This window comes from Allobosea sp. LjRoot9 (assembly GCF_964252745.1).
GTDB lineage: Bacteria > Pseudomonadota > Alphaproteobacteria > Rhizobiales > Beijerinckiaceae > Allobosea.
Genome location: NZ_CAXUPC020000001.1, coordinates 515,073 through 537,293 on the forward strand (window position 1 = coordinate 515,073; position 22,221 = coordinate 537,293).

At 64.3% G+C, this 22,221-nt stretch carries 22 protein-coding genes; 6 read left to right on the forward strand and 16 right to left on the reverse strand.

Annotation, left to right across the window (positions count from 1 at the left end; all coding sequences use genetic code 11):
• Window positions 1-345: 345 nt before the first annotated feature.
• Both ACSQ3P_RS02530 and ACSQ3P_RS02535 read right to left on the reverse strand, forming a co-directional pair.
• Window positions 346-783, reverse strand: coding sequence for a putative quinol monooxygenase (locus ACSQ3P_RS02530; RefSeq protein WP_436164080.1), 438 nt, complete (start codon window positions 781-783; stop codon window positions 346-348).
• Window positions 784-798: 15 nt separating this feature from the next.
• Entirely contained in the window at window positions 799-1,614 is an 816-nt protein-coding gene (locus ACSQ3P_RS02535; RefSeq protein ID WP_436164081.1) for a VOC family protein, read from the reverse strand.
• A 162-nt stretch (window positions 1,615-1,776) separates the two neighbouring features.
• Here ACSQ3P_RS02535 and ACSQ3P_RS02540 point away from each other — a divergent pair, with 162 nt between their 5' ends.
• Window positions 1,777-2,349, forward strand: a complete 573-nt coding sequence (locus ACSQ3P_RS02540; RefSeq protein WP_436164082.1) for a TetR/AcrR family transcriptional regulator — start codon at window positions 1,777-1,779, stop codon at window positions 2,347-2,349.
• On the opposite strand, the gene ACSQ3P_RS02545 is transcribed toward ACSQ3P_RS02540, so the two are convergent.
• The 5 genes from ACSQ3P_RS02545 to ACSQ3P_RS02565 all read right to left on the reverse strand — a co-directional run bounded on the left by ACSQ3P_RS02545 (window position 2,346) and on the right by ACSQ3P_RS02565 (window position 8,314).
• Window positions 2,346-3,839, reverse strand: a complete 1,494-nt coding sequence (locus ACSQ3P_RS02545; protein WP_436164083.1) for a M81 family metallopeptidase — start codon at window positions 3,837-3,839, stop codon at window positions 2,346-2,348. The two genes, ACSQ3P_RS02540 and ACSQ3P_RS02545, sit on opposite strands and share 4 nt — an antisense overlap.
• 62 nt (window positions 3,840-3,901) lie before the next feature.
• Window positions 3,902-4,747, reverse strand: a complete 846-nt coding sequence (locus ACSQ3P_RS02550; RefSeq protein WP_436164084.1) for an ABC transporter permease — start codon at window positions 4,745-4,747, stop codon at window positions 3,902-3,904.
• A 10-nt stretch (window positions 4,748-4,757) separates the two neighbouring features.
• Complete coding sequence (locus ACSQ3P_RS02555; protein ID WP_436164085.1) at window positions 4,758-5,690, reverse strand: ABC transporter permease; 933 nt, start codon at window positions 5,688-5,690, stop codon at window positions 4,758-4,760.
• 66 nt (window positions 5,691-5,756) lie between these two features.
• Window positions 5,757-7,340, reverse strand: coding sequence for an ABC transporter substrate-binding protein (locus ACSQ3P_RS02560; protein WP_436164086.1), 1,584 nt, complete (start codon window positions 7,338-7,340; stop codon window positions 5,757-5,759).
• Between the two features lie 95 nt (window positions 7,341-7,435).
• Window positions 7,436-8,314 carry a MurR/RpiR family transcriptional regulator gene (locus ACSQ3P_RS02565; RefSeq protein ID WP_436164087.1) on the reverse strand — a complete coding sequence of 293 codons (879 nt, stop codon included), beginning with the start codon at window positions 8,312-8,314 and terminating at the stop codon, window positions 7,436-7,438.
• 189 nt (window positions 8,315-8,503) lie between these two features.
• Between ACSQ3P_RS02565 and ACSQ3P_RS02570 the strand changes: the two genes are divergently transcribed.
• Window positions 8,504-9,805: an NAD(P)/FAD-dependent oxidoreductase gene (locus tag ACSQ3P_RS02570; RefSeq protein WP_436164088.1), complete on the forward strand. Its 1,302-nt coding sequence runs from the start codon at window positions 8,504-8,506 to the stop codon at window positions 9,803-9,805.
• Between the two features lie 110 nt (window positions 9,806-9,915).
• On the opposite strand, the gene ACSQ3P_RS02575 is transcribed toward ACSQ3P_RS02570, so the two are convergent.
• Both ACSQ3P_RS02575 and ACSQ3P_RS02580 read right to left on the reverse strand, forming a co-directional pair.
• A complete protein-coding gene (locus tag ACSQ3P_RS02575) occupies window positions 9,916-11,007 on the reverse strand; it encodes an SGNH/GDSL hydrolase family protein (protein WP_436164089.1) in 1,092 nt (363 codons plus the stop codon).
• Between the two features lie 192 nt (window positions 11,008-11,199).
• Window positions 11,200-11,400, reverse strand: coding sequence for a hypothetical protein (locus ACSQ3P_RS02580; protein WP_436164090.1), 201 nt, complete (start codon window positions 11,398-11,400; stop codon window positions 11,200-11,202).
• A gap of 26 nt (window positions 11,401-11,426) precedes the next feature.
• On the opposite strand from ACSQ3P_RS02580, the gene ACSQ3P_RS02585 reads away from it, so the two are divergent.
• Window positions 11,427-11,705, forward strand: a complete 279-nt coding sequence (locus tag ACSQ3P_RS02585) for a metal-sensing transcriptional repressor (protein WP_436164091.1) — start codon at window positions 11,427-11,429, stop codon at window positions 11,703-11,705.
• A gap of 42 nt (window positions 11,706-11,747) precedes the next feature.
• Window positions 11,748-13,118, forward strand: coding sequence for an MFS transporter (locus ACSQ3P_RS02590; protein ID WP_436164092.1), 1,371 nt, complete (start codon window positions 11,748-11,750; stop codon window positions 13,116-13,118).
• Window positions 13,119-13,174: 56 nt separating this feature from the next.
• Here the strand turns inward: ACSQ3P_RS02590 and ACSQ3P_RS02595 are convergent, their stop codons facing one another.
• The 6 genes from ACSQ3P_RS02595 to ACSQ3P_RS02620 all read right to left on the reverse strand — a co-directional run bounded on the left by ACSQ3P_RS02595 (window position 13,175) and on the right by ACSQ3P_RS02620 (window position 17,516).
• Complete coding sequence (locus ACSQ3P_RS02595; protein WP_436164093.1) at window positions 13,175-13,864, reverse strand: amino acid ABC transporter permease; 690 nt, start codon at window positions 13,862-13,864, stop codon at window positions 13,175-13,177.
• Between the two features lie 19 nt (window positions 13,865-13,883).
• Window positions 13,884-14,591 (reverse strand): amino acid ABC transporter permease, encoded by a 708-nt coding sequence (locus ACSQ3P_RS02600; protein ID WP_436165139.1) that lies wholly within the window; start codon window positions 14,589-14,591, stop codon window positions 13,884-13,886.
• 181 nt (window positions 14,592-14,772) lie between these two features.
• Window positions 14,773-15,612: a transporter substrate-binding domain-containing protein gene (locus ACSQ3P_RS02605; protein WP_436164094.1), complete on the reverse strand. Its 840-nt coding sequence runs from the start codon at window positions 15,610-15,612 to the stop codon at window positions 14,773-14,775.
• A gap of 17 nt (window positions 15,613-15,629) precedes the next feature.
• A complete protein-coding gene (locus tag ACSQ3P_RS02610; RefSeq protein WP_436164095.1) occupies window positions 15,630-16,370 on the reverse strand; it encodes an amino acid ABC transporter ATP-binding protein in 741 nt (246 codons plus the stop codon).
• The gene (locus ACSQ3P_RS02615) at window positions 16,363-16,521 is read right to left on the reverse strand and encodes a hypothetical protein (protein WP_436165188.1); all 159 of its coding nucleotides are present in this window, start codon (window positions 16,519-16,521) and stop codon (window positions 16,363-16,365) included. Before ACSQ3P_RS02615 ends, ACSQ3P_RS02610 begins: the two co-directional genes overlap by 8 nt.
• On the reverse strand, window positions 16,518-17,516 hold the full coding sequence (locus ACSQ3P_RS02620; RefSeq protein WP_436164096.1) for a LysR family transcriptional regulator: 999 nt from the start codon (window positions 17,514-17,516) through the stop codon (window positions 16,518-16,520). The genes ACSQ3P_RS02615 and ACSQ3P_RS02620 overlap by 4 nt, the downstream gene beginning before the upstream one ends.
• A 501-nt stretch (window positions 17,517-18,017) precedes the next feature.
• Between ACSQ3P_RS02620 and ACSQ3P_RS02625 the strand changes: the two genes are divergently transcribed.
• The gene (locus ACSQ3P_RS02625) at window positions 18,018-18,506 is read left to right on the forward strand and encodes a hypothetical protein (protein WP_436164097.1); all 489 of its coding nucleotides are present in this window, start codon (window positions 18,018-18,020) and stop codon (window positions 18,504-18,506) included.
• A gap of 88 nt (window positions 18,507-18,594) precedes the next feature.
• Here ACSQ3P_RS02625 and ACSQ3P_RS02630 read toward each other — a convergent pair whose 3' ends face one another.
• On the reverse strand, window positions 18,595-19,551 hold the full coding sequence (locus ACSQ3P_RS02630) for a hypothetical protein (protein ID WP_436164098.1): 957 nt from the start codon (window positions 19,549-19,551) through the stop codon (window positions 18,595-18,597).
• Window positions 19,552-20,197: 646 nt separating this feature from the next.
• Between ACSQ3P_RS02630 and ACSQ3P_RS02635 the strand changes: the two genes are divergently transcribed.
• Window positions 20,198-22,189, forward strand: a complete 1,992-nt coding sequence (locus ACSQ3P_RS02635; protein WP_436164099.1) for a mechanosensitive ion channel domain-containing protein — start codon at window positions 20,198-20,200, stop codon at window positions 22,187-22,189.
• Window positions 22,190-22,221: the final 32 nt, after the last annotated feature.

A 22,221-nucleotide genomic window follows, 5' to 3' on the forward strand; every position in this document is an offset into this window, starting at 1 on the left:
CCCCTAAGCAGATTCTCCCCGTGCTGGAGACGAGCCAGCACGGGCCGATGCGACACGGGGAGAGGCCAGTTCTGGGGCGGAGACCCAAATGTCTGCTTATGTGAAGGGTCTGGGATGCCGGCCCTTGCGCGCGAGTTTGGACCGGGCTGAGGGCCGGCGTCCGAAAGCCGCCAGGGGAGGAAGCCGTGGCTCGAGGCCGTGCTATGGGGATTTCGCCGCGCGGTGAGGTTGGTGGCGTCGTGGGAGGGGTGCGTGGGCAGTGATGCTGAGACCGCGATGAGGGCCGCCCCCGACCACGGCCGGTCGGGAGCGGGTTGTAAGGCGGAAGGTGCAATCCCAAGGGGATCAGGGCGTGTTGCCCCGCACCTGCATATGCGTGACCGTGACGCCGCCTTCCGCGAGTTCGGGCAGGCGCGCGAACCAGGCCTGGACGTGCGGTGTCGCATTATGCGCCTTGAAATCCGCCTCACTGGCGAAGATTTCGTAGAAGACGAAATGCCCAGGCGTGGTGCGGTCCTCGTGCAGGAAGTAGACGAGATTGCGGGGCTCGTTTCGAACCTGCGCCACCAGCGGAAGCGTCGCCTCGCGCAGCAGCCCTTCCATGCCGGGCTTTGCGCGAACCTCGGCGACGACCGCATAGGCCCCGTCAGGAATGTCGTCGTAGCGGACGACTGCCTGGGCCGCGCCAGTGTCTTGTGCCGCACGTCCGACAAGTGCCGGCGCGGTGACAGCCATCGCCGCGATCGCGATCGCGGCACCATATTTTGTCGATGAGTTGGTCATGTCAGGTTCTCGCCCTCAGATCTGCCGGCGGGCCTGGCGCGCCCGGTCGAAAAGCTGCTTGACCGGCCCGAGTGCCTGCACGAATTCGAGCTGCTCGCCCTCGGGGCCTTTGCAGTAGATCAGCCGCCAGCCGTTGGACTGGCCTTCCGTGATGCCGTTGCTGTTGGCCTCGAGCGGCGCAGCGAGGCGTTCAGGCTCGCTGCGGACCGTGATAACCCGGTTCGCCTTGACCTGCGACATGCCGCGCCGAGCGGCCTCGGCTTCGAGATCGGCGATGAAGTGGTTGAAATCGACATCATCGCCGAGATGGAAGCAGATGTGCATCATGCGCGGGAAGGCCGGACTCATATGATCGAGCGGCTCGGCGAATGCGGCGCCACTGCCCGCCGGTTCGCTGGCGTCGCGATACTGCAGAAGCTCGATCACGACATTGTCGAACTGGATGAAGCGCACATCCAGACGCTGCGCACCACTGCGAAGGTCGGGAACCCCTATCACGCGCGGATTGACGCGGCGGGTGCGGGCCTCGATCTCCTGATCCGTCAGCAGCGTATTGTGGATGCGCTCGCCGTAGAAATCGCCATCGCGTAGCACTTCGGTGCCACCCAGGACCTCCGTGTAGAAGGCATGGGCCCGGTCCATGTTCTGCACTGTCAGACCGAAGTGCTGCACGCCTTGAAGACGTGAACCCAGCGATCCGGATCCAGACGATGCCGGCTGCGCGCTCGCCTGAGCAACGACGCCGAAGGCGCCGGCGAGCGCCGCAGCGCTGGCGCCCTGAAGGACGGAACGGCGGAGAACCGCGTCCTGATGGTTTGAATGGTTGGTCATGTCAGAATTCCTTTCTGTTCGAGTCATGGAGCATCGACCTCCGAGGCAGCCCTGCTCTCGCAGGCGCTGATCGCTCGAAGTCATCATCATCACCATCGATGTGATGACGTATCACATACAGCCGATTGACCACGTGTCAAGCAGAATGTTATTGGCTATCACATGAGCAAATCACTGACCGAAAAGCCCGGCAAGCGCGACGCCTATCACCACGGGGATCTGCGCCGGACTCTGTTGGAGGCGGCGCGGACCGAAATCGCCGCGAACGGTACCCAGAGCCTCTCGCTTGCCTCGCTTGCACGCCGCGCTGGCGTGGCGCAGTCGGCGCCTTATCGACACTTCAGCGACCGCGACGAGCTTCTGGTCGCAGTGGCCACGCTGGGCTTCGAGGCGTTCACGGCCGCGCTGGTGGCCGCGGCAGAGGCTGGTACCGAAGCCGGAGCCGTCAAGCGGATGTACGCTGCCTATCTCCAGTTCGGGGAGGAGAATGGTCAGCTCTATCGCCTGATGTTCGCCTCCGGCCTGGTTGCCGGCGCGCCCGAGGGCAGCGCGCTATTGAAGGCCGCTTTGGCGAGCTTTCAACCGCTCCTCGATCGCGTTTCAGAGGCCTCGCCAAAGCGCGCCCGTGCTGCCGCCAATGCAATCTGGGCTCAGTTGCACGGGTTTGTCATGTTGAAGGCCGACGGCCTTCTCACCGAGCCGGCCGATCAATTGCTGAGCGGTATGATAATCTAGCCCGCACTGTGTGAATCGAGCGGGAAGATCGGCCGGCGGGCGCGGCGATAGGGCAGTTTGGTCAGGTCCGGCGTGCACAGCGCGCCGCTGTCGCAGACGATGACCTTGCCGGCGATCGGCTCGAAGGCGGCCCGGAAATGCTGCATCGACTTCAGCGCCACCACGCGCTTGGCGGCGGGGTCGATGCCGAAGGCGCGAAATTGCTGCAGGTCGTTCATCTGCGCCCGGATCGTGGTGACCAGGATCTCGATATCGCCGACGCGCAGCACGGCGCAGGGCCCCCAGCTCGCATGGAGGCCGCCGAGCATCGGGCCGTCGCCGACATAGTCGCCCGCGCTCAGGCTGACGAGCGTGCCGGTGAGGGCAAGCGGCCCGCCGCCAATCGCGGGATCGACCTTGCCGCCGAGCCTGACCGAGACCGTCGCGCCCGGCTGCGCCTTGTGCAGTTCGGCTGCGGCTTCCGGATCGACGATCGGGCCGAAGCACGCGTCCTTCAGATCGGCCTCGATCATGGCCTGCAACAGCCCGGTCGCGTCGCCATAGCCGCCGCCGCCGGGATTGTCGGCGTAATCGGCGATGATCAGCGGGCCCGATGTCGCGACATAGGCGGTAGCCTCCGCGACGGCGTCCGCCACCGTGAGAAAAGGCGTCACCATCTCGAAGCGGCGCTGCCACATGTCGTCGACCAGCGCCTCGGCGAAGCCGCGATGGCGCGCGAGATCGCCCTCGCAGGTGACGAGCACGGTCGGGCCGACCTCGGCGATATCGGCATTGCCGAAGCCGCCATTGACGCTGACGGCGAAGACGCCCGGCTCCTGCTCATAGGCCTTCGCCTTGGCGATGCGCGCGACCATCGGGCCGATATCGGTGCGCCCGCCATTGACCTCCTCCAGCATCGGCCGTTCCGCGCGCAGCGTCACCGGCCTGATCCCGCCCGCCATGGTGCGCTGCAGGATGCCGGCTGCCAGCCGCCCGGTCTCGCGGACATCGACATGGGGATATGTCTTGTAGGAGACGACGATCTCGGCGAGCTCCGTCATCGCCCGGGTGACATTGGCATGGGGGTCGAGCGTGACGCCGATCGGCACTTTTGGGCCGAGCACGGCGCGCAGCCGCTTGAGCAGTTCGCCTTCGCCATCCTCGCAGAACTCTGTCACCATCGCGCCGTGCAGGCCCAGCAGCACGCCGTCGATCGCCCCGGCATGGGCCTTGGCCGCCTCAAGGATGACATTGGCGATGCGGTCGAAGGCGTCGCGCGTCACGGGGCCGGAGGGCTGGGCGGCGGCGCTGATCGCATGGATCACCCGCCAGCCTGCCGGGCGCCCGATATCGAGGAAGCCGGCGATCGGCGTATTGGCCTCGCCGCGCTCGGCGATGGCGGCGTCGCCCAGCCTGATGCCGCGATCCCTGAAGGCGGCGTAATCGGCCGGGCAGCGGCTGAAGGTGTTGCTCTCATGCGAGAACTCGGCGGTCAGCACGGTAAAGCTCATGGCGTTCCCTAAGGTCTCTCTTGTTTGTCTTGGATGCGGTTCTTGCGGAGTGGTGCGGCGCGTCAGCCGTCGCGCAGCGACGCGCGGATATCGAGCGCCTCGATCAGCGCGTCCCCGAACAGGTTGATGGCGATCACGGTGGTGGCGATGACGAGGCCGGGAAAGATGATGATCCAGGGCGCGATGAAGATCTGCGCCGTGCCGGAGCTCATCATCGCCCCCCAGCTCGGGACTGGCGGCTGGGCGCCGAGCCCGAAGAAGCCCAGCGTCGCCTCGAGCACGATGGCGTCGCCCGTCGCCAGCATGCCGGCGACGATGACCGGGGTCATCGCATTGGGCAGGAGATGGCGGAAGAGTACGCGGCCGGGATGGGCGCCGGCCGCCACCGCCGCATCGACGAAGAGCTCACCCTTGAGCGACATCACCTGCGCGCGCGTCAATCGGGTGAACTGGGCGAGATAGGCGATCGCGATGGCGATCGCGGTGGAATGCAGCCCCGGCCCCAGGATCGCGATCAGGATCAGCGCCAGCAGGATCTCGGGGAAGGACCAGGTCAGGTCGACGATGACGGTCACGGCCCGGTCGAACAGGCCGCCGAAATAGCCGGCGGCGGCGCCAAGCGTCGCTCCCGCAACCACCGACAGCGCGATCGAGAGCACGCTGACGCTGAGCGAGGTGCGCGCACCCTGGATGATGCGCGAGAGCAGGTCGCGCCCGAATTCGTCAGTGCCGAGCCAATGCGCCGGGGAGGGCGGCGTATTGGCGATCGAGAGCTGCTGGGCCGCATAGTCGTAAGGCGCGATCCAGGGCGCGAAGATCGCGCAGAAGACGAGCGCGATCAGGAACAGCGCGCAGATGGCGCCGCGCGGCGAGCGGGCGAGGCGGGCGGGCAGCGAGCGACGGCTCATCTTGTCGCCCTCATCTTGCACCCATGGCTTCGCGCAGGCGCGGATCGAGCGCCGCCTGGGCGAGGTCGCCAAGCAGCGTGCCGAGCATCACCGCGATGGCGAGCATCAGCAGGCAGCCCTGCACCAGCGGATAGTCGCGCTGGCCGAGCGCGGTGATCAGCAGCGAGCCGAGGCCCGGCCGGGCGAAGACATATTCGACGGTGACGGCGCCGCCGAGGATCCAGCCGATACGCAGGCCCAGGATCGTCATCACCGGCAGCATCGCCTGCTGAAGCACGTGGCGCAGCTGGATACGCCAGAAGGGCAGGCCCTTGGCCTGGAGCACGCGCACGAAATCGCGGCCGGCGATCTCGATCATCGCGGCGCGGGTGACGCGGGCGATCAGCGCCGTGCCGCCGATGCCGATGGTCAGCGCCGGCAGGACCAGCGCGTCCCAGCTGCGCGCACCGGAAACCGGGAACCATTCGAACTGCACGGCAAACATCAGGATCATCAGCAGCGCCAGCCAGAAGCTCGGCAGCGTCGAGCCGAGCAGGATGAAGCCCATCACCGCCCGATCGAATAGGCTGTCGCGGAAGGAGGCGGCGAGCACGCCGGTGACGATCCCCACCGTGGTGGAGAAGATCAGCGCCGCGCCGCCGAGCGCCAGGCTGTGCGGCATGTTCTCCGCGATCAGCCGCGCGACCGGCTGGCGCATCACGATGGCGTCGCCGAGATCGCCCGTGACGACCTTGGCGAGCCAGCGCCCGTACTGCACGAGCAGCGGCTGGTCGAGGCCGTAGCGGGCGATCATCTGCGCCCGCTGCTCGGGCGAGGAGCCGACCTGGATCAGATGCTCCAGCGGATCGCCCGGCACGAGATGGATGATCATGAAGATCACCAGCGAGACGGCGAGGAACACCGGCACCAGCATGGCGAGCCGCCGGATCGCGAAAAGCAGCAAGGCTCTCTCCCCTGTGCGGCCGGGACCGGGTTCAGTTCGCTTGGGCTCAGTTCACTTGGGCCGGATTCAATTCGCCGGGGCGATATCGAGCATGGTCGGCCCGTAGAGCCCGGTGCCGCGGATCACCTGCGGCAGGGCGATGCGCTTGCCATAGGCCAGGCTCTGCGCCGGCTGGTAGATCGGCGCGAACGGGTACTGCGACAGCACATATTCATGATAGCGGGTGAAGTTCGCGACGCGCTCATCCCAGGTCTTGGACTTGTTCATCGCGATGTCGTTCAGCCGCTCCGCCTCCGGGTCGTTGAACATCGAGACATTGGGGTAGCCGGCGCGCTTGGCCGCGAAGAACCAGTCGACGATGTCGGCATTGGTCCACTGATAGGCGCGGATCGCGAGCTGATGCTCGGTCTTCTTGCGGTACTGCGCATTGATCGAGCCGGCATCGATGATGCTGATATCGGCCTGCATGCCGACAGCCTTGAGCTGGGCCTGGACGATCTCGACAAGGCGCTTGAACTCGGTGCCGTTCTGGGTCCAGAGCTTGACCTCGAGGCGCTTGCCGTCCTTGACTCGGATGCCGTCGGGGCCCGCCTTCCAGCCGGCTTCGTCGAACAGCTTCTTCGAGCGTTCGGGATCGTAGGAGATCTTGTATTTCGGCTCGACCTGCGACTCCTTCAGCGAGGAGATCAGGAAGGTGTCTGCCGCTGCGCCATTGCCGCCATAGAGGCTGGTCAGGATCTCCTTCTGGTTGACGGCGAAGGCGGTCGCCTCGCGCAGCTTGACGTCGGTGAACGGCTCGACGCTGGTGTTGATCGGCATATAGACCAGCTCATTGCCGGGAAGGGTGACGAGCTTCACCGCCTTGTCGGCCTGGATGCGCGGCAGGAAGTCGGTGGGGACATTGACCAGCATGTCGGCGCCGCCGGTCTTCAATTCGAGATAGGCGGTCGATTCCTCGGCGATTTCGCGGAAGGTCAGCTTCTTGAACTTGGCCGGGCCCCGATTGGCAGAGAGGTCGGAGGCCCAGGCATAGTCGTCATTGCGGACGAGCACGGTCTGCTGGCCGACGCTGAACTGCTGCATCTTGTAGGGGCCAGTGCCGATGGCCTCGGTCACGCCGAACTTGTCGCCGAGCGCCGTGTAGGATTTGGGCTCGGGAATGCACATGAAGGATGTGGCGAGGTTGAACAGCAGGTTCGGATCGGGGTGCTTCATGTGGAAGCGCACCGTCAGATCGTCGACGACCTCGACACGCTCGATCGCCTCCACGGTGAAGGCGTTCTCGGTGCCCTTGAATTGCGGCACCCACCATTCGATCGTCCGGGCGTTGAACGGCTCGCCATTGTGGAACTTGACGCCGGGCTTGAGCTTGAAGGTCCATTGCATGCCGTCGGGGCTGGCTTCCCAGGAGGAGGCGAGCTGGCCATGGAAGCTCTGGTCGGCGTCCTGCACGACGAGACGATCGAAGATCAGCGTCGTCGCCGTATTGAGCTTGGTCGCCTTGGTCGGGTTGTAGGTCGGTGCGCCGACGAGGCGCGCGGTCATCACGAAGGTCGCCTCCTGCGCCTGCGCGGTGGCTGCGGCCAATCCTGTGAGGCTCAAGCCCGCGAGGCCCAAGGCCAGCAGGCTGCGTGTCATCATCGTCTTCATCCCGGTTCCCCTTTTTGTCGTGAGATGCTGCGCAGGCATGGAAGGCTTGGAAGATCGAAGGCTTGGAAGATCGAAGGCTTGGCTGGCGCTGCCCGTCAGTCGAGCGGGCCGGAATTGTCGCCGACATGGCCGGTGAAGCGGCCATAGAGTTCCGCCATCCGGTTCAGCCTCTGCTCGACCTGCGGGCCGAGCTCGACGAAGACGGCGTTGATCAGGAGGTTGCTCAGGCTCGCCATCTGGGCGGTCGAGTCCCAGAACAGGTTGAACTCGGTCGAGACGACCAGCATCTCGTCGACCAGCCCGCGCCCCCAGTCGCAGAAGGAATCGGTGACGAGCGTGGTGGCGATGCCGGCAGCCTTGGCTTCCCGCGCCAGCACTTTTGCCATGCGCGAATAGCGCCGCGCCTCGAAGATCACCAGGCAGCGCCCGGGCTCGTCCGGGAGCAGGAGCTCGGAGAAATTGCCGGCGGCGAGGTCGACCAGATGCACGCCGTCGCGCAGATACTGGAGCTGGTTGGCGAGATATTGCGCCAGCCCGCGCTCGGTCTGGAAGCCGGTGATGTAGACTGTAGGCGCGCTGGCGAGCCGGCGGGCCACGCGCTTCCAATCCTCGCTCTGGGCAAGCTCGTAGAGCCTGACGAGGCCGGCGATCTCGAGCTCGAGGCTGCGCGCGAGCTGGTCGTCCCCGGCGCGGCTGCGCTGCTGGAAATCGCGCAGCCGGTCGCTGATCAGCCAGGGGCTGTCGCCGATCTCATCGGCGAGGCTCGCCTTGAGATCCTTCAGGCTCCTGTAGCCGAGCGTCCGGCAGAAGCGCCCGACCGTCGGCTCGCTGAGCGAAACCTTTTCGGCCAGGCTCGCCGCCGTCTCGAAGGGCAGGCTCGACATCCGCGCCAGCATGTAGCTCGCCAGCGCCTTGTCGGCGCGGGAGCCCCCAGCGAGGCAGGCCTGCAATCTCTGGCGGAGTGTCTGCGACATCGGAAATCCCGGCGATGTCGCAATCAAGAAATTTTTCTATCACACTGTCAAAGGATTTTTATTTTCTTGCAAATCATGGCGGTTTGAGGCTCGTCTGGGGCAATGCCACAGGAAGCAATGCCCCAAGCCGCGCGCGCCCCAAGCCGCTGCTCAGTGTCGGGCCATAGGGAGACGGCTCTGTCCGGCGCGATGACGACTGCAACAGAACAGGCGCAAACAGGACAGGCCGGAATACGGCAGGCGCAGACACGACAGGCTGACGTGATCGTGCTCGGGGCCGGCATCATCGGCGTCAGCGCAGCCCTGCATCTGCAGGAGCGCGGGCGCAGCGTCCTGCTGGTCGATCGCGGCGAACCGGGAGGGCAAACCAGCCATGGCAATGCCGGGCTGATCGAGCGCTCCTCCGTCGTGCCCTATGCCTTCCCGCGCGATCTCGCGACGCTTGCAGCCTTCGCCTCGAACCGCTCCATCGCCGTGCGCTACCGGCCGGCGACGCTCTTGCGGATGGCGCCGTGGCTCGCGCGCTACTGGTGGAATTCGGCGCCCGACCGGCTCGAGCGGCAGGGGCGCGCCGTCCTGCCGCTGATCGAACGCTGCATCGACGAGCACCGGCGCTGGACGGCAGCCGCCGGCACGCAGGCGTTGATGCGCGGTGAGGGCTGGATCGAGCTCTACCGCAGCCCGCGCGCGCTCGAGCAGGCGGTTTCCGCCGCGGCGGGCTTGCACGGCTACGGGCTCACCTATGACGTGCTGGACCTTGAGACCTTGCGCGCCCTGGAGCCCGCTTTGCTGCCCGGCGCTGCGACCGGCGCCTTGCATTGGCGCGACCCCGTCACCGTCAGCGATCCCGGCGCGGTGACGCGCGCCTATGCCGGGTTGTTCGCCGCGCGCGGCGGCACGCTGGTGCAGGCGGACGCGCTGGCCTTGCATCAGGAGGGTGCGCAATGGCGCCTGCCGACCGAGGCCGGAGACTGGCGGGCGCCCGAGGTCGTCGTCGCGCTCGGGCCCTGGTCGGGCGATCTCTATGAGCGCTTCGGCTATCGCTTCCCGCTCGCCTTCAAGCGCGGCTACCACATGCATTACGCCGCCGTGAATGAGGCTGTGCCGCAGCACCCGCTCTGCGATGCCCAGGCGGGTTTCGTGCTGAGCGCGATGCAGCGTGGCATTCGCCTGACCACTGGCATCGAGCTCGCCGGCCGCGACGAGCCCTCGGATAGCTGGCAGCTCGACCAGGCGGAGACGATCGCGCGGCGCATCATGCCGCTGGGCCAGCGCTTGGATGCGCAGCCCTGGCGCGGCGCGCGGCCCTGCCTGCCCGACATGCTGCCGGTCATCGGCCAGGCTTCCCGGCATCGCGGCCTCTGGTTCGCCTTCGGCCACGCCCATCACGGCTTCACCCTGGGCCCAGCCACCGGGCGGCTCCTGGCGGAAGCGATGACCGGGATGCCGGCCTTCTGCGACCTCAAGCCCTTCGCGGCCGATCGCTTCTAGGTGAGGGCTGGCCTAGGCGAGGATCGGACGGACGGGGACAGCGGGGGCGATCAGCAAGCGGCGAGCGCGACCACGCCCGCCGTCATGGCGGGACTTGAGTGCTGACCTGCTCACCGGGCGGTGACGAAGCGTGCCACCTCTTCATCGCTGATCGGTGTCAAAGGCAGATCGAAGGCCTCGCGCAGGCGCATGACAAGCGATTGTGCCCATAGCGCATTCCAGACAAGGCCGCCGTGATGATCCGCCAGCTCCGCATGAGTGGGCTCGTCCCCGACGGTGTTGGTGACGCGCAGCTTTCCGCCGATGGTGACGGTCTTGAATGCCGGAGTGCCGTCGGGGCCGCGTCTGCCCCAAAGGCCCTCAAGCCAGGCTCCGAGGTCGAAGAAGGCGATGCGCGCGTCGGTACTGGCCAGCTCACGCAGCTGGGCGTTGAAGTCGTCGAAGGCGGTTTGAATGTTGGCGATGGCCGCAGTGGAATGACGTTTGTCGATCGTCGGGTCATTCACCTCATTATCCGTGCCGACCAACAGGATGCGGGTCTTGGGATGAGCGGCAAGGATCAAGCGTATGGCAGCCGCGATCTGTTCCACGCAATACGCCGCCGCAGCAAGGACCTCAGGCGCCTTGGGATCGCGCGCCTGGTCATCGATCACTGCCGACGAGTCATTATTGCCGATCCGGATGACGACGATGCCGTTGCGCCAGCGCCCAGGGTCATGGTCCATCAGCTCCACCAGTCGCGGCGCCTGAGGATAACGCTGTAGCGGACTACCCATCAGATTCCTGCAAGTTGCGCCAGAATTCGCGAAATTATAAAGGTAATCCTCCTTTCTTGGCGTCCGACCGGCATGCCGCCCGATCAGATCGCGCAGCCAGGCCATTTGACTAGGCTGCCCCCACTGTACCCAGGGTCCGGGATTGAGCTCATTGCCACGCAGGCGCGCCAGCACTTCGATCCACTGGAAGGTACGGGCGTGAAACGCACCGCCGCGGCTGGCGGAACCCGGCGGGAAGCTCAGGCTATCCTGATAGGAATGGCTGCTGGAATCACCCAGCACCGCCAGTGCAATCCTGGCCGGCGGCGAAGTGTCGGCTGGGGTGCCGCTGTCCCACGCGACCAGGACGGCTAAACCCAAAGCAGCGAGTCCGGTCAACGCGCCAAGCGCGTTCCTCAACCAGAGGCGAGCCAGGGCGGCTTTCATCGGCGTGAGCGCTCCCAGGTTCCTCGATTTTGCACGGAGTGTCTCCGAACTTCCTTATGCGCCACGTTGCAGCTCGGCATCGAACTCATGCGGCTCGACCTCTCTCATATAGGTGCGGTGATCGTCGGCTTCTCCCAGGTGAAGGGACCGGCTGGAGCGCCAAGCGCCCGGCCGGCCCCACTGTCGAGGTCGTCAGACCATACATTTGATCTCGGTATAGACTCCGTCGGTCTTCAGCCGGATCGTAACATCCTTGCTGCCGCGATTGCGCCAGAACCAGCCATGAGTGTCATCGCCTTCGGCGGCCCGCACGCCTTCGTCACCAGCCACGCTGCGGCCGGCCTCGTCGCTCTTCTCCTTGCCGCCGTCCGCAGGCGACCGCTTTGACAGCATCCTATCCAGGGGGATACGATCAAGCGATGTCAGAACCACATGTCCACGCCAGCCATCCCGACATAGCCAGGCGCCCGAGGCGGGCAGAAGGACAGCTGCGCAAGGTCATCGAGATGACCGAAGCGGGGCGCAACTGCCTCGACATCGCCCAGCAGTTGCAGGCGGTCGAAAGCGCCGTCGCTGGCGCCAAGAGGACGCCGGTCCAGGACCATCTTGACCACTGCCTCGAGCATGCCGTCGGCGCGATGTCGCGTGATCAGCGCCAGTCGATCGATGCGTTCAAGGCCATCACCAAATACCTCTGACCCCGCAGCATTCCCGACTCGATATCAGGCAAGATTGATCTCATGCTCGCCGTTCTCGCCAACCGCACCTATGGCCGCCTGTTCCTGGCACAGATCATTGCGCTGCTCGGTACCGGGCTGCTGACGGTCGCGCTCGGGCTGCTCGCCTTCAACCTCGCCGGCGACAAGGCGGGCACGGTTCTGGGCACCGCATTGGCGATCAAGATGGTCGCCTATGTCACCGTCGCGCCGGTCGTGGGGGCTTTTGCGGCACAGCTGCCGCGCAAGGCCTTCCTGATCGCGATGGACCTGGTCCGGGCGGCAATCGCCCTGCTGCTGCCCTTCATCACCGAGATCTGGCAGATCTACGTCCTGATCTTCCTGTTGCAGTCGGCTTCGGCCGCCTTCACGCCGACCTTCCAGGCGACCATCCCCGACGTGCTGCCCAACGAGAACGACTACACCAAGGCGCTCTCCCTCTCCCGGCTGTCCTATGATCTGGAGAGCCTGACCAGTCCGATGCTGGCTGCTGCGCTGCTGACGCTGATCAACTATCATTGGCTGTTCTCAGGCACGGTCGTGGGGTTCCTCGCCTCGGCTGCGCTCGTGCTCTCGGTGACGCTGCCGGTCTCGCCGGCGACGGCGCGGACGGGCGGCATCTACGATAAGACCACGCGGGGCATGCGGATCTATCTGGCCACGCCGCGTCTGCGTGGCCTGCTCGCGCTCAACATGGCGGCGGCCACCGGCGGCGCGATGGTGATCGTCAACACGGTCGTGTTCGTGAAGGGCCGCCTCGGGCTCGGCGACGGCCAGGTCGCGCTCGCGCTGGCCTGCTTCGGCGGCGGTTCGATGATCGCTGCGCTGGCCCTGCCACGCCTGCTGGAGAAGCTTGCCGATCGACGGGTCATGTTCACGGCTGCGATCTATCTCGGCTGCGTACTGCTGATCGCGGCCGCATTCCTGTTCGCGGTCGACGGCATCGCCGTCTCGACCGCGACGACAGTTGCGAGCGCCGGCCTCTGGCCGGGGTTGCTGGCGACATGGCTCTTGCTTGGCCTGGGTTATTCGGCCGTCCAGACGCCCTCCGGCAGGCTGCTCCGCCGCTCCGCCCACGCCGCCGATCGTCCGGCCGTCTTCGCCGCCCAGTTCGCATTATCCCATGCCTGCTGGCTGATCACCTACCCACTGGCTGGATGGCTCGGTGCGGCACTGCCCGTCTCCCTGACCTTCGGCCTCTTCGCGCTGCTCACGCTGGCGTCGGTCGTCGTCGCCAGGCGTGTCTGGCCGTCCGATGAGATCGGCGACATCGCTCACAGTCATGACGACCTGCCCGCCGATCATCCCCACCTCGCCGGCATCGACGACAACGGCCACGCGCACGCCTTCGTCATCGACGATCTCCACCAGGAGTGGCCCGAGCGGACGGGCTGAACGTGGACGCGACCGTTGTCATGGACAGGGCGATAGGATCGCAGTGAGGCTTCCCTTCACCAGACCCGAAGGGCTCGCTCCGTCCTGTCGGCAAGTTGCGTGACGATATAGGCGATCACCATATAGATCACGACGGCGATCAAGAAGGCTTCGAGGTAGTAGAAATTCAATGCAGCCGTTAATTGCGATTGCGCAAATATATCGACGACTTCGATTGCGAAGCCAAGAGACAGTGCCTTCATGATGACCATGATCGAGCTGGCAAGGTCCGGAATTGCCGAGACAACGATTTGCGGGAACAGGATTCTCCGGAACAATTGGCTGTTTTTGTAGCCTAACGAATGCGCCGCGTCTGACTGGCCTGTGTCAAAGGAGTTCAGGGCTCCCTTGACGATCTCCGCCTGGAACGCAGCCATGCAGGCGATCAGGGAAACGACGAGGATGACCCAGTTGGATGTTGCATGGCCGTTGAGCGTCACCCCGACCAGTGAACCAAGGAACTGAATGACTGCGGGAAGACTATAATAGACGAGAAAGATCACGATGACCTTTGGGACGCCCTTGAAGATGACCTTGTAGGTCACGACGAATTCCCGCAGGACCGGTATCCGTCGATGCTCAACGAGCGCAAACAGGCCGCCTATGATCGTCGAGACGACGAAGACGATCAGCGCCATGGCGAGTGTGACAGGCACGGCGCCCATGATATCCCGGAAATCGGGAAGCAGAACATCCATATCAAACATAGTCTGATCGACCTTTCTGTCAGGCGCTCGCCATGAGCGTGGTCTTGATCGGCGCTGCGTTCGGTACGTACATCGAGGAGCGACGCTCGAAGAAGCGTACGGCGAGCCACACAATCAGGCACATTGCCGAATAGATAACTGCAAGAACAAGGTAGGTTTGAAATTGATATTGATTATAATCTCGCTCCATAATCAAATGTGCGGTCGCCATAACGTCAGCCGCGCCTATGTACATGACCAGGGCGACGTTATGGATCATATATATTAGTGAGTTTCCGTATCCAGGCAGTGCGATGTGAATCGTTTGCGGGCCTACGACACGGAAGATCTTCTGCCGAAAGCTATATCCCAGGCTGTCGGCGGCGTCGTGCTGCCCGCGGTCAACGGCCAGATAGGCAGGCCGCATGACCTCCGACAGATAACCGCCGTGGTATATGCTCAGCCCCAACATCGAAGCCGCCGTAGCCGACAGAAAATCCGGCACGCCGAACAGGCCTGCCAATACGGGAAGCCCGTAGAACGCGACGAACAGCTGCAGGACGACGGGGACGCTGCGTGCATAGGATACGTAAAGGTCGGCCAGCTGACTGATCACGGGTACCCTGCGGACCCGGAATGTTGTCGCGACCAGAGCCAGGCAGAACCCGGCCAGCAGGGCCACAAACATGATGGCGAGCGTCAGCGGCAATGCCGAGAGGAGCTCGGGTATCATTGCAGACATGTCCACAAGGCTCACTTCGAAACACTCCCTCTCGCAATGTCCGGGCTTGATCGTCGACCGTATGATGGTTCGCTTGAAGCGCCGGACCAAAAACGGCAAACCGGTTTTCGGTGCGGCGCTTGATCAAGGCGACAGAGCATCAGAGCCGATTACGTTACGGCGTCCGACGCTCTGCGTTGAGCATTCGCTACTTCATGTAGACGACGATGTCCTCGCCGAACCACTTCTGCGAGATCTTGCTCAGCGTGCCATCGGCCTTCAGCTCTTTGAGCACCTTATCGATGTCGGCAAGTAAAGCCTGGTTTTTATCCGCCCGGTGAATCAGCATGAAGGTGTTGTTGATGGTGATCGGATCGCTCGCCTTGATGTCGAGCTTCTGGTTGTCGATGACTTCCTGCTGCCCCAGATTCGAAGGCAGGATTGCCGCGTCGTATTTCTTGTTCTGAATCTCGTTCAAACGATTGGGGTAGGGGACGCCGGCGTTCGAAGCCGTGATGTCGAGCTTGTAGCTCGGGTTGTCTGCCTGCCACTGGGTGACGAACCTGTAAGTCCCTCCGCCGGCCGTCAGGGGCACGACCTGCTTGCCGACCAGATCCTTCAATTCGTTGATGTTGCTATCCTTGCGGCTATAGATCTTCAGCAGACTGGCGCCCATCGGGTTTTCCGGGATGAGGAACTGCTTGCTGCGTGCAGGATTCTTGTAATAGCCCCCGGTCGATATGTCGTACTTCCCGGTGACGAGGCCGGTCTCCTGCGCAATATCCGCGGCCCCTTCCATCTCGAATTTGTACTGGGGCAGCTTCGCGTTGATCGCTTTCAGGACGTCGGGCTCATATCCTTGCGGCTCGACGCCGATTGCGCCCCATGACAGGGGCTTGGACTCTGCCGATGTCGCGATCTTGATCGTCCGGACTGGGCTGGCGGAGGTCTGAGCATAGCTCGCCCCAGCGGTTGAAAGCGCGATTGCCATACCGCCAACAACGGCCAAACCGAACTGACGGCGCGAAAGTGATTTCATTGTAGACATTGTCTAGGAATCCTTTCTTAGTTATGGGTGTGTTCAGAATTCAGGAACTGGGCAAGGCGTGGGCTGGAAGGTGTATCGAAGATCTCGGTCGGGCTTCCGTCGGCAGCGACGACGCCCTTGTCCATGAAGACAATTCGGTTCGAGATGCTCCGTGCAAACTGCATCTCGTGGGTCACAAGCAGAGACGTAATTCCTGACGACGCGACATCCTTGATCACCTTCAGAACTTCACCGACGAGCTCAGGATCAAGCGATGAGGTGGGTTCGTCGAAGAGCATCACATCCGGTCGAACCGCCAACGCACGCGCGATGCCGGTGCGCTGGAGCTGGCCACCCGAGAGCTGCGACGGGTAGCTGTCTTGCTTCGCGGAGAGGCCGACCCGTTCAAGCTCTTGCAGGGCGATTTCGCGCGCCTCGTCCTTGGACTTGCGCTGCACGACGACAAGCGGGTCCATCACGTTCTGAATGACCGTCATGTTCTTGAAGACGTTGAATTGCTGGAAAACCATGGCTGTCCGGCACCGGATCGCCTGGATCGCGGCCTTGTCGACGCGCTGGTAATCCATCCGGATCTGATCGAACGTGATGGTTCCCGATGCAGGCTTGACCAGGTAGTTGATGCATTTCAGCAGCGTGGTCTTGCCGGTACCGCTGGGGCCGATGATCGACACCACGTCACCGCGACGCACGGAGAGATCGACGCCATTCAGGATCTGGGCGTTTCCGTAGGACAGCCTCAAATTCTTGAGTTCAAGCATGTCTGGTTGGTGTCCTTTCGAAGGAGCGCTGCTGTCGAGTTCGATGGGGCGGCACCCAGGATTTTGCCGGAAGCTCCAGCCATTCCAGATCCTGACGCAGGCGGGCTTCCAGCGCGGCCAGCCCCATCGGGGTCGCGGATGACACGGTCATGAGCGCGCCTCCTGATTGTCTGCCGCGCCATAGACGGCATCGGCCAGCATCTCGGCGCCGACCGCGTCACGCAGCACGAAGCCTGGGATGAGCGCAGCGGCGGATTTCAGCAGCGCCTCGTTCAGCGCCGCGATGCTGGGCGTGAGCGGGCGCGCGACAGGCGAGATCGCCCCGAACAGGAACGGGATCGTCACGTCGAGCGGGCGCAGCACGACGCCCTTGACGGGCAGGCCACAGGCCGCCGCCGGCTCGATGATGGCGATGCCCAAACCGCGACGCGCCAAGGCGAGCGCCGTGAGCGATGCATTGGCGTCGATCAATTCGCGCGGCGCGATGCCGGCTGCCGCAAAAGCCTCGTCCACCCGCCGGCGCAGCCGGTAGGGGTTTGCCATGGTGATGACGCGCCGCGCGGCGAGATCAGAGAGCGCGACGACGTCATGGCGCGCCAGCGGATCGCTTTCCGCCATCGCCGCAAGGCAAGGCGCCTCGCCGATCCAGTGCACATCGAGGCCGGGATGCTCGATCGGCAGGGTCGCCAGGCCGAAATCGGCCGATTGCGACAGCACCTGCTGCACCACGCCCTCGGCCGCGAGCGCCTCGATATGGATCTGCCGCGGCAGGAGCGCAGGGTCCATCGCGGCGAGCGCATCCGGCACGATGCCGGCTGCGAGCGCAGGCGTCGCAGCGAGCTCGATTGCGGGCAGCGCCCCGGCTCCGATCGCCGCCGCACGCTCGCGGATATGCTTGAGGCCGAAGAACAGGCGCTCGACCTGCACATGGAACAGCACACCGCGCGGCGTCGGACTGATGCGCGGACCGCTGCGATGCAAAAGCTCGTAGCCGATCTCCGCTTCGAGATCCCGGATCTGCCGGGTCACGGCGGGCTGGGAGCGGTCCAGCAGCCGCGCCGCGCCGGTGATGCTGCCAGCCGACATCACCGCCACGAAGGCTTCAAGCTGCCGGATGTCGAGCGCGTCATTATTCATATCCGACATGCTAGGTCCGCATTGATACAGATCAAACATAAAACGCTGATCAATAGCCGGCGATCCGCACATTTTTGAATGATTGGAAGATATTGATACTGAATTCGCATAATGAGAGACTGATTGTCCCCTAGCGGAACGCGGCGCAGCAATGTCACCTGGGCCGCGGCCATTCCGAGCCCGCCAACGGAGCCGTCGCCGCCGGTTACGAAGGACCTCGACCGGGACCGGTTTCTTTGTCAGCGCAGCCGGGCAGGTGGTCACGAATGCGCATGTCGTCGAGGGCTGCACGGATCCGAAGATCCGAGGCAGAACGGTGCCGGAGACGGCGATGCGCGCCAGGACGTCCGCGGCCCCTACATTGCCGCCAGCCCGACTTGGATGTCTGCTTTGAGTGGTCGCCCGACGTCAGCTTCTGGCGCTTGCCAGGCCCGCCATAACCAGGCCCGCCATAACCAGACTTGCCATACCCAGACTTGCCATGAGCGGCACGGCTCTGCACCATCCGGCATGCCCCGTCGCGCAACCCTTGCGGCGTTCCGGAAGGACGCCGTCTATCTTGGCCTCCTGGCTGTCCAGACGGCGGCGGCGACGGCGCTGTTCTGGGTGATGTTTCCGTTGTTTCGCCAGATGATCCTGCGGATGGGCGAACCGCAGCAGGTGAGCCGGCTCGTCGAGCTGGAAATCGTGCTGGCGACATTGACCCTGCATTGCGCCTATTGGGCGCGCTATCGCTGGGCCGCGGTCGCGGTGCCTGTCCACAGCCCCTTCCTCGGTCACCTCGTCCAATTTGCCGGCCGCTCCAGTTTTTTCTTTGGCGGTGCGGTGTTCTCGGTGCTGTTTTTCCGGCACCTGCCCGAGCTCGCCGCGCTGCCCTCGCTCGACCAGGCCCTGGCCAGGGGCTTCATCGTGCTCTGGGTGCTGTTTGCCCTGTTCTGCTATTCGCTCGAGCTTGACCGGCTTGGCAAAGCCATCGAGGAGCCGCCCAAGCAGGCTTGAAAAGCAGCAGAGCCTGAACCGATGCGACCGGCCGGCGCGCTGTCTGCAGGGTTCCGTTTGCGGGTTTCCTGTGACCTCTGGCCGAAACTCAGTGTTTCCGGGTCAGGTAAAGCGGCACGGACAGGACGAGCTGGACGGAGGTGCTCGTCTTGCCGGTCGTGCTCCGCGACAGCGCTCCGGCCAGCCCGACGCCGAAAATTTTGTTGTCGGCGGCATCGTATTTTTCGAATTCCACGACCGCAAAGACCTGTCGGGCCGGTGTGGCGCGAATGACCGTGCCGAGATTGCCGCCGCCAAAGGTCGCGTAGCCGGCCTTTCCCGTAAGCTTCCAGCCTGCCTCCCACTGATGATAGGCCCCGACATAGCCGCCATAGAGCGGCTGAAGCTGGCCAGGCCCGGAATTGACGGTGACATAGGTGAGCGCGAGGCCTGCGATGAGACCGCGGTTTCCCGACTCGTCGAGGGAAAAATCCGCGTCGATCCCCCCTGACCAGGTCGTCGTCAGAGCCGATCCGGCGGGAATTCTGACAGGCCGGGACACCGAGCCGGAGACCGAAAGCTCGGGGACAAACCGGCTTTGCTCGATGAAGGTATAGTCGAATCCGGAGGTGAAGCTGCCGATGGCCAGCTGCGACCATGGCGTGGAAGCGGTCTTGGAGCTGGCGAAATCGAAGCCCGCATAGACACTCAGATCGTCGGTGATGTCGATGTTCAGCGGGGCATCGATGGAGAGCGATTTGCTGGAGCTGCCCGTGATCGAGAAGAATCCACGGCGGCCAATAACGAAGCTGTTTCCTGGCGATCTCGCCATTGTCGCGGAGGCGTCGATATAGATCACCGGCCCTGTCGCTGACGGCTCGGCCTCCGAGGTGGTCGCCTCCGTGCCAGGCCGCTCTTCGGCAAGGCTGGCCGAGGCGAGAAGGGCGCATGCAAGCGCCACCAGGAGCCGGTGGGGCGCCCAGCTGAACGGCGCCGGCCGTCGCGCGCCGCCAGGGGAGATGCGCTCTCGGGACGTGAGTTCAGGAGACACGAGTTCCTGGGACATCAGCTCCACATTCCCTAGTGATAGCCCGCCCTGCCGCAATTCCCCGGCGGGACATGCGATGGAGCGCCTGCGCATAAACTTGATCTTGCAGAGGTCGTGAAGCTTGTCGGCGCGGTTCTCATCGACTAACCTTGATCCTATAGGAGGCGTCGGTCAATTCAGATCGATACTCTATAATTTTCATATGTAAAATGATATGATCATAATTCATTCGTGGTAAAATTAAACTTCTAAAGAAGTTATTGTCTTGAGCTGTTGAATTTCATTATATAGAGCAGCGGATGATGTCGGCGCCATGAGCCTGTTTGCCAAAATTGATTTAGGCTGTTTTTCTGACCTGATGGCCAGTTGTCACGCTGCGATGTCTTATTGGAAACAATTCGTTTGGTATCCAGTTAGGTCAGCTTTGAGATCGCTGGCGATCTCGCCTCTATTCTGCCTGTTTTTATGTTTTCAGGTCCTCTCGCTTCCAGCGCTCGCCCAAACCCCGGCTCCGCCTGCCGGGATCAGTCAGGAACAGTTCGACGCACTTGTCGAAGCTATCGGTCGATCGGTCGTCGCGAAGCTGAAGGCTCCCGCGCCGGCGGCGGGAGGAGGGGCCTCGGACCCTGCCAGCGCCGCGACGCCGGATCCGCTCGAAGCCCGGGTGGCGCAGTTCGTCGACAGAGGCGCTGCCGCGCTGGCGGCTTTCCCTGAACTCGGCCGCCGGCTGGCGGAATTTCCCCGGCTGATCGTCCAAGCCGGCGATGGCCGTGGATTATCGGCGTTTCTCCTGCTGCTGTTGATCTCCGCGGCGCTGGCGCTCGCCGTCGAACGGCTCGTGGCCGCGCTGTTCGGCGGTCTGCGAACGCGCCTGGGTATAAGAGTTGCCGCGACACCCGGCCCCGCTGCGCTGCTGCCGATCGGCGCGATCCTGGCGCTCGATCTTGTCGGCGTCGCCGCCGTCTGGCTCGTCAGTTATGGCGCGATCGGGATCTGGTTTTCCCGCGGCGTCGGCCAGGACAAGCTGGCGGCCGCGATCCTGGCGGGGATCTTCGCCTGGCGGCTTTACATGCTGGCTTTCCGCTTCGTACTGCGGCCAGGCCTCGCCGGCGCCCGCCTCGCGGCAATGGACGATGGCGAAGCCGCCGCCCTGTATCGCCGCATCACTCTGATCGTCCTCCTGATCATGGCCCTGCGGATCGTGATCCGCCTGCTGATCGCGACCGGGACCCCGGCGGAGGCGATCGCCGCCGGTCAGATCCTGGTGACGAGCCTCGTGCTGAGCTTCGTCTTCTGGATGGCCGTGCGCTCGCGCCTCGCCGTCGGCCGCTGGCTGGCCGGGCTGGCCTCGGCTCGGAACAGCCTGGCCGGCTGGCTGGGCGCTCACTGGCTCACCGTCGCGGCGCCGCTTTTCCTGGCGCTCGGGCTCACCCAGGTCTACGGCGCCGTGGTCGCGCGCTACACCGTGCCCAATGCCGTGCTGTTGACGCTCAATGCGCTGATCGCATTAATCCTGTTTCAAACGCTGGCGCGCTACCTGACGCGGCCACGCCCGGCGGCCGTGCCCGCACTCGCGGAGGGCGAGCCGGTCGCCGAGCCCGTTGCGGATGTGGCGGCGATGCCGGCGCCTCGCGGTTTCACAGATGTCGTCATTCGTTGCATCCGGACAGCCATCCTGCTCGCGATCATGGTCTTCGTCGCGCAAAGCTGGATCGTGGATGTCTTCGCGCTCGTCGACGAGCAGGGCTGGCGGACGCTCGCCCGTTCGTCTCTCGCGACGGCCGTGACGCTGTTCCTCGCCTTCGTGGCCTGGGAGCTGGTCGATTTCCTCACCCGCGCGACACCGGCGACGGCCGCCGACGCTGCGGCCGGAGGGGAGGGCGGCGGCTCCGGCTCCCGCCTTGCGACCATGCTGCCGCTGTTGCGGGTCGTGCTTGCGATCACGATTTGCGTGCTGGCGCTGCTCATCGTGCTCTCGGAGATGGGGGTCAATATCGCGCCGCTTCTGGCCGGGGCGTCAGTGTTCGGGCTGGCCTTATCCTTCGGCAGCCAGGCGCTCGTCCGCGACATCGTCTCGGGCATCTTCTACCTGAGCGACGATGCCTTCCGCATCGGCGAGTACATCGATTGCGGCAAGGCGAAGGGATCCGTCGAGGGTTTTACGCTGCGCTCGATCCGGCTGCGCCATCAGAACGGGCAGGTCCACACCATTCCGTTCGGTCAGCTCGGCCAGATCACCAATTTCAGCCGGGACTGGGCGACCGTCAAATTCAACCTCCGTTTCAAGCGCGACACCGATCTCGAGAAGCTGCGCAAGACGGTCAAGAAGATCGGCGACCAGATGCAGGCGGACCCCGAATTCGCCAATGATTTCATCGCTCCGCTGCGCATGCAGGGCGTCGCCGACATCTTGGACAATGCGATCCTGGTTCGCTTCAAATTCACCGTCAAGCCGATCCAGCCGAGCTATGTCCAGCGGGTCGCGGTGAAGACCATGGTCACGACCTTCCCGACCGTGGGGATCGAGTTCGCGGACTCGATGGTCGCCGTCCAGACGATGGGCGCGGGCGGCGATCAGGCCGCTGCTGCGGCCGCGAGCTCGGCCCAGAACCGATCGCGGGCCGAACTGGCGCTGGCTACGGAAGCGGGGCAGTGACGATGCATATGGCGCAGTCCTGGGCCGACGTA

Bases quoted from the DNA above. Each gene is read 5' to 3' on its own strand.
- ACSQ3P_RS02530 (WP_436164080.1), bottom strand. From the start codon at position 783: ATGACCAACTCATCGACAAAATATGGTGCCGCGATCGCGATCGCGGCG.
- ACSQ3P_RS02535 (WP_436164081.1), bottom strand. From the start codon at position 1,614: ATGACCAACCATTCAAACCATCAGGACGCGGTTCTCCGCCGTTCCGTC.
- ACSQ3P_RS02540 (WP_436164082.1), top strand. From the start codon at position 1,777: ATGAGCAAATCACTGACCGAAAAGCCCGGCAAGCGCGACGCCTATCAC.
- ACSQ3P_RS02545 (WP_436164083.1), bottom strand. From the start codon at position 3,839: ATGAGCTTTACCGTGCTGACCGCCGAGTTCTCGCATGAGAGCAACACC.
- ACSQ3P_RS02550 (WP_436164084.1), bottom strand. From the start codon at position 4,747: ATGAGCCGTCGCTCGCTGCCCGCCCGCCTCGCCCGCTCGCCGCGCGGC.
- ACSQ3P_RS02560 (WP_436164086.1), bottom strand. From the start codon at position 7,340: ATGAAGACGATGATGACACGCAGCCTGCTGGCCTTGGGCCTCGCGGGC.
- ACSQ3P_RS02565 (WP_436164087.1), bottom strand. From the start codon at position 8,314: ATGTCGCAGACACTCCGCCAGAGATTGCAGGCCTGCCTCGCTGGGGGC.
- ACSQ3P_RS02570 (WP_436164088.1), top strand. From the start codon at position 8,504: ATGACGACTGCAACAGAACAGGCGCAAACAGGACAGGCCGGAATACGG.
- ACSQ3P_RS02575 (WP_436164089.1), bottom strand. From the start codon at position 11,007: ATGAAAGCCGCCCTGGCTCGCCTCTGGTTGAGGAACGCGCTTGGCGCG.
- ACSQ3P_RS02580 (WP_436164090.1), bottom strand. From the start codon at position 11,400: ATGCTGTCAAAGCGGTCGCCTGCGGACGGCGGCAAGGAGAAGAGCGAC.
- ACSQ3P_RS02585 (WP_436164091.1), top strand. From the start codon at position 11,427: ATGTCAGAACCACATGTCCACGCCAGCCATCCCGACATAGCCAGGCGC.
- ACSQ3P_RS02590 (WP_436164092.1), top strand. From the start codon at position 11,748: ATGCTCGCCGTTCTCGCCAACCGCACCTATGGCCGCCTGTTCCTGGCA.
- ACSQ3P_RS02595 (WP_436164093.1), bottom strand. From the start codon at position 13,864: ATGTTTGATATGGATGTTCTGCTTCCCGATTTCCGGGATATCATGGGC.
- ACSQ3P_RS02605 (WP_436164094.1), bottom strand. From the start codon at position 15,612: ATGTCTACAATGAAATCACTTTCGCGCCGTCAGTTCGGTTTGGCCGTT.
- ACSQ3P_RS02610 (WP_436164095.1), bottom strand. From the start codon at position 16,370: ATGCTTGAACTCAAGAATTTGAGGCTGTCCTACGGAAACGCCCAGATC.
- ACSQ3P_RS02615 (WP_436165188.1), bottom strand. From the start codon at position 16,521: ATGACCGTGTCATCCGCGACCCCGATGGGGCTGGCCGCGCTGGAAGCC.
- ACSQ3P_RS02620 (WP_436164096.1), bottom strand. From the start codon at position 17,516: ATGTCGGATATGAATAATGACGCGCTCGACATCCGGCAGCTTGAAGCC.
- ACSQ3P_RS02625 (WP_436164097.1), top strand. From the start codon at position 18,018: ATGCCCCGTCGCGCAACCCTTGCGGCGTTCCGGAAGGACGCCGTCTAT.
- ACSQ3P_RS02630 (WP_436164098.1), bottom strand. From the start codon at position 19,551: ATGTCCCAGGAACTCGTGTCTCCTGAACTCACGTCCCGAGAGCGCATC.